This is a genomic window from Clostridium tetani (genome assembly GCF_900167265.1).
In the GTDB taxonomy this organism is placed as follows: Bacteria; Bacillota; Clostridia; order Clostridiales; family Clostridiaceae; genus Clostridium_G; species Clostridium_G tetani.
In genome coordinates this window covers 25111-34481 of record NZ_FUWT01000023.1, presented here as the reverse complement: position 1 = coordinate 34481, position 9371 = coordinate 25111, and the positions used below count along the sequence as shown (strand labels likewise).

The window sequence follows — 9371 nt, the reverse complement described above, 5'->3', positions numbered from 1 at the left end:
TGATTTACTCCACTTTTTCTAAATGCTGCACGCCATCTTTTTCCACATGATTGAACACGCTTTAAACCTAAAATATCTATATTAAATCCACATTCTTCGAATATTTTTCGTGGAAATTTTCCATTTTTATTTTCCATAATAAATAATCTTTTAAATTCATCAGTATATGTAATTCCTTTACAACTAACCTTTTTTACAAATTTATTTTCAGATAGTATCGCTATTTCATTTTCAGTAAATATTTTTTTACTCATTACAGTTCTCCTAATATCAATTATTCTTTATTTAATTATACACAAAAGTACCCTACGGGATAGACTTTTTTTAGAGTGTCTATTCTATAGGGTACATTTTAATTAATGAACAGCTTTTTTATACTAAATTTTATATTGACATAGCTCTGCCTTAAAAGATTCTGTAATTTTCTTAAATTCATTTATATTATCCGTTAATTTTCTAATTTCATTTATATAGCTAGATACGCTAGCACTAACCTCTTCTGAGGAAGCTGAATTTTCCTCCGCTATAGTAGCTAATGATTCTATATTGCCAAATATATTATTTATGGACTCTGCCTCTTTATTTAAATCATTTATTGTATATATCATAGATGAAGCAACAGATTGTATAGACGTGGTTGCCTCATAACTTATATTTCTTACAATCTCTAAATTTTTAGTTTCATTTTTTAAAACTTCATATTGACCATCTATTTTATCAGATAAGTTTTTTATTTCTTTTGCAAAATTTACAAGGCTACTGTTTGTTTCTTCAACTGCTTCTTTAGTTTGCTCTGCTAAATTTCTTACTTCCTCTGCTACCACAGCAAACCCTTTACCTTGCTCTCCTGCTCTTGCAGCCTCTATGGACGCATTTAATGCCAAAAGATTTGTTTGCTCTGATATCTGTGCTACGATTGATACTATACTAGTTATATCTTCAGCTCTATTTTGAAGTTCTTGTCCTTTTTCCTTTACCTCTTGAAATTTATCCAACGTATCTAATATATTTTTACTTGTCCCCTCTACATTTTTATAACTATTATTAACTTTATCCAAAGCACATTCTAATTCTATTTTATTATTGTTTTCATTTTCAACTATTTTTCTTAAACTATCTATGTTTCCATTTAAAACAAATACCGTTTTCTCTGTATTTTGAGCTTGGCTTACAGATGTTTCTGCAACTTGTTCTACTACACCAGCTATTCCTTGAGAAGTGTAATTCATGGCATCTGATATTTTATTTATATTTCCTACAAAGGTATTCATTTCATCTGTAACACCTTTAAAACTTACAAAGTCTTTTTTAACAGTATCTTTATTTTGATTTATTATTTCAACTATATCCTCAAAAAAATCCTTAGTTACAATTTTAGTCTTTTCTGAATAATTATGATCTTTTATTTTCTCTAATTCTCTCTTTATAAAATTTTTAGGTTTAAAAAGTAGCTCACATATAACAAAAATTATTAATGCCTGTACTAATGAAGATACCCCCGTTCTATATAACCTGGCTTCAGATATATATAAGTTAGAAATCATAGATATTATAAAAGAAGATATTGCTATCTTAGCACTTAAATTTTTTACAAATCCAAAAGACATTAATTTATTAAATTTAAATTCTTTTTTCAAATAAATATTTTTTTGAAATTTTAATTTTAGTTTTAAAGATTCATTAGTTCTTTCTAATTCCTCTATCTCTATATCCTCTTTAAAATACTTTATGCTTCCCTCTATAAGTCCTAAAAGATAATCAAACATTCCTCTTTTAGATTCATAATAGAAAATAGCTTCTTTACTGGATATAGGTTCTATTGTTACTAGTGGTGGCTTAGCACCTGGAAATTTTTTAGTCATAACCACATGTATGTCAAAAAGAGAATTGAAAAATGAATATAAATTTTCATGTTGAAAAAATGCAGGAAAATCATTATAAAAGGAAACTAAATTATCTTTTCCTATTTGTCTCCATAAATGTCCTAATTCTAACTTCTCAGACTTGGCAATGTATTCAATTACTTTTTTTAGATCACTATCTTCTACATTTTCTGTTGGTTTAAAAATCTTATTACTATCCCAACCTACTGAACTCATAGCTTTATTTACTACATCATCATTATAAAGCTTCCTGCAGGTTCTCATCCAAGTAGCTACTATAGTTCCTTTCATCCTATTACCTCCATTTGAAACCGTATTTAAATTTATTAAAATATTATCAAAAATCATTTTATTTACATAGTTAAATTATACATCATAGTACATATTTTTACAAAGAATTTATAATAAAAAGTCATCTAATAAATATTTACTAGATGACTTTTTATTATAAATTTATCTCAACCTTGTCCAATCTAGCTATAATTTTTACTTGTTTCTTTTCAACCGCTTCTGTATTAACCATTGTTGAATTACTTATAAGTAAGAATTTGCTATTATCTAAGTTTTTTATTTGTCTTATTTGACGCTTATCATTATGTTCTATTAAATATATAGAGTTATTTTGTATTTCACCAGTAATATGACACAATACAAGATCTTCTTTAAACACTCTAAATCCATTCATGTCATTGTCTTCTACTTTTAAGTAAAAAACTTTATCTTGTGGATATCCATTAACTTTATTATCTATTACTGGTAACCTTCTACTTCCTAAAGTTTTATTTAAGCTATAATCAAATATATTTACATCTCTTAAAACTGAACCAAAAGCTTCCTTCCAAACTTCTTGTACTTTATTTTCTTTTATATCATATACTTTATTTTCTTTTTCATCTTTCATATCTTCATAAAACATAGTTATATCATTTAAATCTTTATTTAATATTTTTCCAATTCTATCTATTAAATTTTCATTTATTATTCTCTTGCCTGTTTCTATTTCATTTATAAAATTTTCTGATACCCCTATTTTTTTACCTAGTTGTTTTTGACTCATATTTGCTTCTAATCTATATGTTTTTATATTTCGTCCTACTCTACTCATTATTTTTCTCCTTCTTTTATTTTAGATTATTATAATAATTCCTTTCCCTTATCAGTTCTTTTTTTAAATCTGAAAAAGTCCAATTTATAGATATTGGCGTTACAACAGCTAAAATAGGTTCTTTTCCTAAGTGCTTTCTTATAATTGGGATAATATTATTTAACTCATTATCTTCTAAATTACTAAAAAGTATTATTTTTTCTTTTTTATCTTTATCTATATTTTCATTTGTATTTAACTCTAAAATATCTTTTATTATCATATCTTCCATTTGTTCATTTATATTTACCATGTCATATTTAATATCTAAATTCTTTAAATCTGTTGTAGAAAATCCATAAAACAAAATTTTTGATTTTGAACTCATATTTATCTCCTCCTCATAAAAATAACATTTTATGTTTAAATTAATTATACAATATATATTTGAATTTATAAAATATTATTAACAATATTTGCTTTGCTCCCCTTCATTTTTTTCTTGACACCTCTTCCATGTAGCTATAAAATTTTTTTATATTTTTATTTTAAGGGGGAATATGATGTTAACAAATCTTCTATACAAAATACCTAAAGAAAAACATACTGAAGAAGAATTATGTACTATTCTTAAATCTCATACTGAAATAAAATTTGTCTCATTCGTTGGTATTGATCTATCTGGAAATGACACAGATGAAAAAATACCTATATCGGCTTTTTTAGAAGATATATCCACCTTCTTAAAAGGTGCAGTTCAAACAGACGGCTCCTCGGTTTCTTTTCCTGGTATTGCTACATTAAACAATGCCAAACTTGAAATGATAGCAGATCTAGATGTAAATTGGTTCATAGACTATAATTACGAACATATAGATAAAAAAACAGGTAAGCCTATAGGTACTTTAAGAATACCTTGCTATTTTTATCATGATAACAAACCTATAGATTCTAGATACTTACTTAAAAGTTCAATAGAATTTTTCAAAAAAGAGCTAATGAATTTATTGAAATCTAATAATGATATCCTTTCCTATTTCTCCATAAATTATGATGATATTGAAGACATTGATGTAACTTGTGCCACAGAATTAGAGTTTTGGGTTAAAACACCTAATGATAAAGCAGAAATAGAAGAATTATCCACATCTCAAGTACTACATGAACAGTATTGGAACAGAACAAAAGGAGCTGTTAGAACCTCTTTAGAACAATCTTTACTAACCTTAGAGTATTATGGATTAGAACCTGAAATGGGACATAAAGAAGTAGGTGGAGTTAAAGCTAAATTAGATGACTCCGGAAAACTAACTCATATAATGGAACAACTAGAAATAGATTGGAAGTATTCATCTCCCCTTCAATGTTGTGATAATGAGCTTCTTGCAAGAGCTATAATAAAAGAAACTTTTAGAAGTAATGGCCTTGATGTAACATTTTTAGCAAAACCCGTAGATGGCGTTGCTGGAAGTGGCAAGCATATACATGTAGGCATAGCTCTAAAGCTAAAAAACAAAAAGAAAATAAATTTATTTTCTTCAAACAAGGATCATTTCTTAAGCTCTATAGGCTATGGTTCACTTATGGGTATGCTTAAAAACTATGAGATTATAAATCCTTTTATTTCTTCTACTAATGATGCTTTTAAAAGGTTAAAACCTGGCTTTGAGGCTCCAACTTGTATAGTTACTTCTATTGGTCGTTCTGTGGAAGTCCCATCTAGAAATAGAACTATATTAGTTGGTGTAATAAGAGATATTCAAAAGCCTTTATCTACAAGATTTGAACTTCGTTCTCCTAATCCTCATACTAATACTTATTTAGCTATAGCTTCTATGTATATGTGTATGCTAGATGGAATAAAGTACTCTTTAATTAATAATAAATCTGAGGATGAACTTTTAAAAGAGCTATCTAAATTACCTGGTAAGTTTTATGGTTATTTAGATAGAGAAAGGGCTTATAGATCAGAAGAAGATGTTTTTGATTATTATACAGATGAAGAACGAAACTCATTTTTTGGAAAAGCCCCAGCTACAGTTTACGAAAATCTATGTGCTTTTAAAAATTCTCCTGAAAAACTAAAAGTTTTACAAGAAGGAAATATTTTTACAGATGCCATAGTAAATAGCTTCTTCCTTACTACTATTAGCAGGTGGACAACGGAAATAACTAATAGACTTATTAATAATTATTTTGAAGAAATTAAACAATGTAAAATGCTTCATTCATTAGATAATGCTTTAGATATTGATATCTCTAGATGGTTAGAAATAAACACCCTAAGACATTATTTAGCTAAAGATAGCTATACTCAAAAATGCTTATTTAGTAGAATAAAGGAAGCTACAAATCATAATGATTATGAAGAACTTTCTAAACTACAACTAGAGTTACAAAATAAGATTTCTCTATTGCATGATTTATATGGAACATATAAGAAAAATCTCTTAGATCTATAAAAAATACCTAGAAAAGAATTTAAATTCTTTTCTAGGTATTTTTTTAATAGTCCTTTAATGGAAAACTTTCCACAACCATTTCTTTCTTATTATTAATTGGTTTCCACAATTGAATTTCTTTAACTGTAATATTTTTTTGTATATTCATTTCTTTTACAACTTCACATGTATTAGCATACTCTTTATTAGACCATTGTCTGGTTGCATAATTAGTATTTGCTAATGAGATATGTAAATCCCAACTTTCCACATCTTCCCTCACTTTAAATCCACAAAGCTTTAGTCTATCATTTATTTGCCTAGTTAGCCTCATTATATACCCTTTATTTTCAACATTTAAATTTACTGATTTATATGGGGCATCAAAACATATTGCTCCATTGATAGATATCTTAAATTTTTTATATGGTTTTAATATATCTCTTATTACTCTACATGCTTCCTCTAAATTTTTTGATTCATCTATAACTTCCAATGTTAAATGTAAAAGTGGCATATTTCTATAGAGTTTATATTTTTTACAAATACTTTTTTGTATCTTTTCAATGTGAGAGTACGATTCATCATCAAATAAGGCAACTAAATAATACTTCATTTTTTTCCTCCAATTTACAAATTAAATAATTTACTTTTATTATATACTTTTATTTTGTATATTTAAATATTTCTGTGGGAAAATAAAAATGTCTTATAAAATATAATTATTAGGAGGGATTCCATATGAAACACAATGATAGTATAGCATGTACAGTTAATGAGTGCAAATTTCATTATAAACAAGATGATTACTGTACTCTAGATCAAATACAGGTTTCCAAACATGAACCTGTAGCAACTACTGTAAAATGTACAGATTGTAGCAGTTTTAAAAAAGAATAATTTTATATAAAAATATAAAAATGTCAAGATATTTTTTCAAAATATCTTGACATTTTTTATTTTTATATATTTAAGTACTTCACATTTTAAAATTTAATGTTAAAATAGTAGGGAATTATGCTATAATTATTTTTGTAATATTGTAAGATTATAATTAAGTATATGAATTTAGAAATTCTCTTTACGAAAGTAATTCAAATATATAAATTTCTTATAGATAAGGATGGATGCGGGTAATGGATAAATTAGTTATAAAAGGTGGAAATACCCTACACGGTAAGGTGGATATAAATGGTGCCAAGAATGCAGCGGTAGCAATCATACCTTCTGCTATTATGGCTAGCGAAGGCATATGTACAATAGATAATATATCAGATATAGAAGATGTAAACTGTCTTGAAAGAATTATTAAAAGCTTAGGTTGTGATGTTTCCTGTTCAAGTGATGCTATAATTATAGATAGTACTAAATTAAATAGCTATAATGCTAATACTGAAGATGTTAGAAAAATGAGAGCCTCCTACTATTTAATAGGTGCATTATTAGGACGCTTTAAAAAAGCTAGAGTTGAACTTCCAGGCGGTTGTCCAATAGGTGCTAGACCTATTGATCAACACATAAAAGGTTTTGAAGCCTTAGGAGCTGAAGTTACTATAGACCACGGTGTAATATATGTAGAAGCTGATAGATTAATTGGAACTAATATATTTTTTGACGTAGTAAGCGTAGGCGCTACAATAAATGTTATGTTAGCAGCTACTTTAGCTGAAGGTACTACAGTTTTAGAGAACGTAGCAAAAGAACCTCATATCGTTGATGTAGCTAACTTTTTAAATTCCATGGGTGCTGATATAAAGGGCGCTGGGACTGATATAATAAGAATTTCTGGAGTTAAAAAATTAACTGGCTGTTCTTATAGTGTTATTCCTGATCAAATCGAAGCTGGAACTTATATGATAGCCACAGCTGCTTGTGGTGGAGAAGTTATTGTAAATAACGTAATTCCTAAACATTTAGAATCCATTTCTGCAAAATTAATAGAAATGGGAGCTGAAGTAGAAGAAAATGGCGATTCTGTCTTAGTTAGATGTAAAGGAAATTTAAAAGGAGTAAATGTAAAAACTTTGCCTTATCCTGGTTTCCCAACTGATGTTCAACAACCTATGAGCTCTCTTTTATGTATTTCTCAAGGAGATAGCATAGTAAATGAAAGCATTTGGGAAAATCGTTTTAAGCATGTTGATGAATTAAGCAAAATGGGTGCAAATATAAAAGCCAAAGGAAGAACCGCTTATATTAAAGGTGTTGAAAAATTACAAGGCTCTGTGGTTAAAGCAACAGATTTGCGTGCAGGTGCTGCTTTAGTGATAGCTGGTCTTGTAGCTGAAGGTGTTACTGAAATATTAGATATAGAACATATAGATAGAGGATATCCTCACATTGAAGATAAATTTAAAAAATTAGGCGCTGATATAAAGCGAGTTACTATATAGTAGGTGGATTAAATGATTTTTTGTTCGTTATATAGTGGTAGTAGTGGAAATAGTGTTTTTGTATCTTCTAAAGATACAAAAATACTCATAGATGCAGGGGTTGCTGGTAAACATATAGAAAACTCTTTAAAAAATATAGGTGAAAACCCAAATTCTTTAGATGCTATACTAGTTACTCATGAACATACTGATCATATAAAAGGTGTTGGTGTTTTATCTAGAAGATATGATTTACCTATTTATTCTCATCCCTTAACTTGGGAAGCTATGCTTCCTTCTATAGGTAAAATAAAGGATCATAATATAAGATTTATAGATGAAAAATATATTAATATTAAAGATATGGACATACATGGTTATAAAATTCCCCATGATGCCGCTTACCCATTAGGTTTTTCACTTAATAGTAACAATAAAAAGTTTTGCCTTGCCACAGATTTAGGATACTTTTCAGAAGAATTAATTAAAAATTTAAAAGATGCTGATGGCATATTGATGGAAAGTAATCATGATGTAGAAATGTTAAAATTTGGTCCATATCCTTATAGTTTAAAAAGAAGAATTCTAAGTAATATAGGACATCTCTCTAATGATGATTGTGGCAATGCCATACTAGATATTTTAAATGGTAATACTAAAAAAGTAATGTTAGGCCATCTAAGTAATACTAATAATTATCCAGAATTAGCATATCAAACTGTTATAAACATATTAAATGAAAATAATGTAATCCTAAATAAGGATATTAAACTATATATGGCTAATAGGAATAAGCCTAGTAATTATATAAAACTATAAAAAAGGGTGAAAAAAATGAAGAAACTTATTAATCCTATTATCTGCTTAATATTATTCGCATCTGTTTTTAATCTTATTGGATGTGAAAAAAAGGATAAATTAAGTAAACAAAATAAGGAGAAAATTGAAAAATTAACTCCACTAGAAGATAAGAAAAACACTTTAAATTTAAGCCTTTATTTTGATACAAGTGAAAATCCAGATAAAGTAGAATTAGCCCAAGAAGAAAGATTAATGGATATAAATGAACTGCTGGGGGAATTAACCTTAAATGAGCTTATAAAGGGTCCTTCTGTTAATAGTAAGCTTTACCCAATACTTCCTAAAGAAACAAGGCTTATGAGTTTCTCTGTGGAAAATGGGATAGCCTATGTAAATTTTAGTAAGGATATTTTGGTTAAAATGTCACCTAAAAAAGAAGTAGCTTGTTTAAAGAGCATAGTTTGGTCTTTAACTGCTCTTCCTAATATAGAAAAAGTTAAATTTTTAGTTGAAAATAAGGATATTAAATCTCTTGGAGGGAATTTTGATATTTCTAAACCTATAGGAAAGGTTGATTTTGAAAATGCAAAAAACAAATAATTTTGTATGCGAAAAGCATTTAGATACTTGTATAGATGATTTCGTAAACTTGTTTGAAACCTTTCCAATTTTAAATAGTATTTCTAATTTAAAAAATGTAACATGCTTATACTGTAATTTAAAAGCCAAATACAATATAAGTTATCCAAAAGAAAATAAATAATTCTAATTATTCAAAGGAGAAGTGTAT

Annotated in this window: 11 protein-coding genes; 6 read left to right on the top strand and 5 right to left on the bottom strand. The window is 27.5% G+C overall.

The annotated features are described in order from the left end of the window. The 4 genes from B5D21_RS13125 to B5D21_RS13110 form a co-directional block, all read right to left on the bottom strand. A partial coding sequence (locus B5D21_RS13125) for an HTH domain-containing protein (RefSeq protein ID WP_341405762.1) occupies positions 1–254 on the bottom strand: 254 nt, incomplete at its 3' end. A 123-nt stretch (positions 255–377) separates the two neighbouring features. Next, positions 378–2174 (bottom strand): heme NO-binding domain-containing protein, encoded by a 1797-nt coding sequence (locus B5D21_RS13120; RefSeq protein ID WP_035125471.1) that lies wholly within the window; start codon positions 2172–2174, stop codon positions 378–380. Between the two features lie 154 nt (positions 2175–2328). Then, complete coding sequence (locus B5D21_RS13115) at positions 2329–2988, bottom strand: XRE family transcriptional regulator (protein ID WP_011098496.1); 660 nt, start codon at positions 2986–2988, stop codon at positions 2329–2331. A 16-nt stretch (positions 2989–3004) separates the two neighbouring features. Continuing rightward, positions 3005–3355 carry a DUF3783 domain-containing protein gene (locus B5D21_RS13110; RefSeq protein ID WP_011098495.1) on the bottom strand — a complete coding sequence of 117 codons (351 nt, stop codon included), beginning with the start codon at positions 3353–3355 and terminating at the stop codon, positions 3005–3007. Positions 3356–3530: 175 nt separating this feature from the next. Between B5D21_RS13110 and B5D21_RS13105 the strand changes: the two genes are divergently transcribed. Further along, entirely contained in the window at positions 3531–5429 is a 1899-nt protein-coding gene (locus B5D21_RS13105) for a type I glutamate--ammonia ligase (protein ID WP_035127962.1), read from the top strand. 43 nt (positions 5430–5472) lie between these two features. On the opposite strand, the gene B5D21_RS13100 is transcribed toward B5D21_RS13105, so the two are convergent. Continuing rightward, positions 5473–6024 (bottom strand): 2'-5' RNA ligase family protein, encoded by a 552-nt coding sequence (locus B5D21_RS13100; protein WP_011098493.1) that lies wholly within the window; start codon positions 6022–6024, stop codon positions 5473–5475. A gap of 125 nt (positions 6025–6149) precedes the next feature. On the opposite strand from B5D21_RS13100, the gene B5D21_RS13095 reads away from it, so the two are divergent. From B5D21_RS13095 to B5D21_RS13075, 5 genes are all read left to right on the top strand, one after another. Next, positions 6150–6308 (top strand): DUF1540 domain-containing protein, encoded by a 159-nt coding sequence (locus B5D21_RS13095; protein ID WP_071193316.1) that lies wholly within the window; start codon positions 6150–6152, stop codon positions 6306–6308. 236 nt (positions 6309–6544) lie between these two features. Next, positions 6545–7801, top strand: a complete 1257-nt coding sequence (locus tag B5D21_RS13090; RefSeq protein WP_035110655.1) for a UDP-N-acetylglucosamine 1-carboxyvinyltransferase — start codon at positions 6545–6547, stop codon at positions 7799–7801. 12 nt (positions 7802–7813) lie between these two features. Beyond that, on the top strand, positions 7814–8599 hold the full coding sequence (locus B5D21_RS13085; RefSeq protein ID WP_011098491.1) for an MBL fold metallo-hydrolase: 786 nt from the start codon (positions 7814–7816) through the stop codon (positions 8597–8599). A 15-nt stretch (positions 8600–8614) separates the two neighbouring features. Next, positions 8615–9181 (top strand): GerMN domain-containing protein, encoded by a 567-nt coding sequence (locus B5D21_RS13080; protein ID WP_035110656.1) that lies wholly within the window; start codon positions 8615–8617, stop codon positions 9179–9181. Next, positions 9165–9344, top strand: a complete 180-nt coding sequence (locus B5D21_RS13075; RefSeq protein WP_023436981.1) for a CxxH/CxxC protein — start codon at positions 9165–9167, stop codon at positions 9342–9344. The genes B5D21_RS13080 and B5D21_RS13075 overlap by 17 nt, the downstream gene beginning before the upstream one ends. Positions 9345–9371: the final 27 nt, after the last annotated feature.

What these genes read in the sequence shown, in the direction of transcription:
- B5D21_RS13120 (WP_035125471.1), bottom strand. Translation starts at nt 2,174, where the DNA reads ATGAAAGGAACTATAGTAGCTACTTGGATGAGAACCTGCAGGAAGCTT.
- B5D21_RS13115 (WP_011098496.1), bottom strand. Translation starts at nt 2,988, where the DNA reads ATGAGTAGAGTAGGACGAAATATAAAAACATATAGATTAGAAGCAAAT.
- B5D21_RS13110 (WP_011098495.1), bottom strand. Translation starts at nt 3,355, where the DNA reads ATGAGTTCAAAATCAAAAATTTTGTTTTATGGATTTTCTACAACAGAT.
- B5D21_RS13105 (WP_035127962.1), top strand. Translation starts at nt 3,531, where the DNA reads ATGTTAACAAATCTTCTATACAAAATACCTAAAGAAAAACATACTGAA.
- B5D21_RS13100 (WP_011098493.1), bottom strand. Translation starts at nt 6,024, where the DNA reads ATGAAGTATTATTTAGTTGCCTTATTTGATGATGAATCGTACTCTCAC.
- B5D21_RS13095 (WP_071193316.1), top strand. Translation starts at nt 6,150, where the DNA reads ATGAAACACAATGATAGTATAGCATGTACAGTTAATGAGTGCAAATTT.
- B5D21_RS13090 (WP_035110655.1), top strand. Translation starts at nt 6,545, where the DNA reads ATGGATAAATTAGTTATAAAAGGTGGAAATACCCTACACGGTAAGGTG.
- B5D21_RS13085 (WP_011098491.1), top strand. Translation starts at nt 7,814, where the DNA reads ATGATTTTTTGTTCGTTATATAGTGGTAGTAGTGGAAATAGTGTTTTT.
- B5D21_RS13080 (WP_035110656.1), top strand. Translation starts at nt 8,615, where the DNA reads ATGAAGAAACTTATTAATCCTATTATCTGCTTAATATTATTCGCATCT.
- B5D21_RS13075 (WP_023436981.1), top strand. Translation starts at nt 9,165, where the DNA reads ATGCAAAAAACAAATAATTTTGTATGCGAAAAGCATTTAGATACTTGT.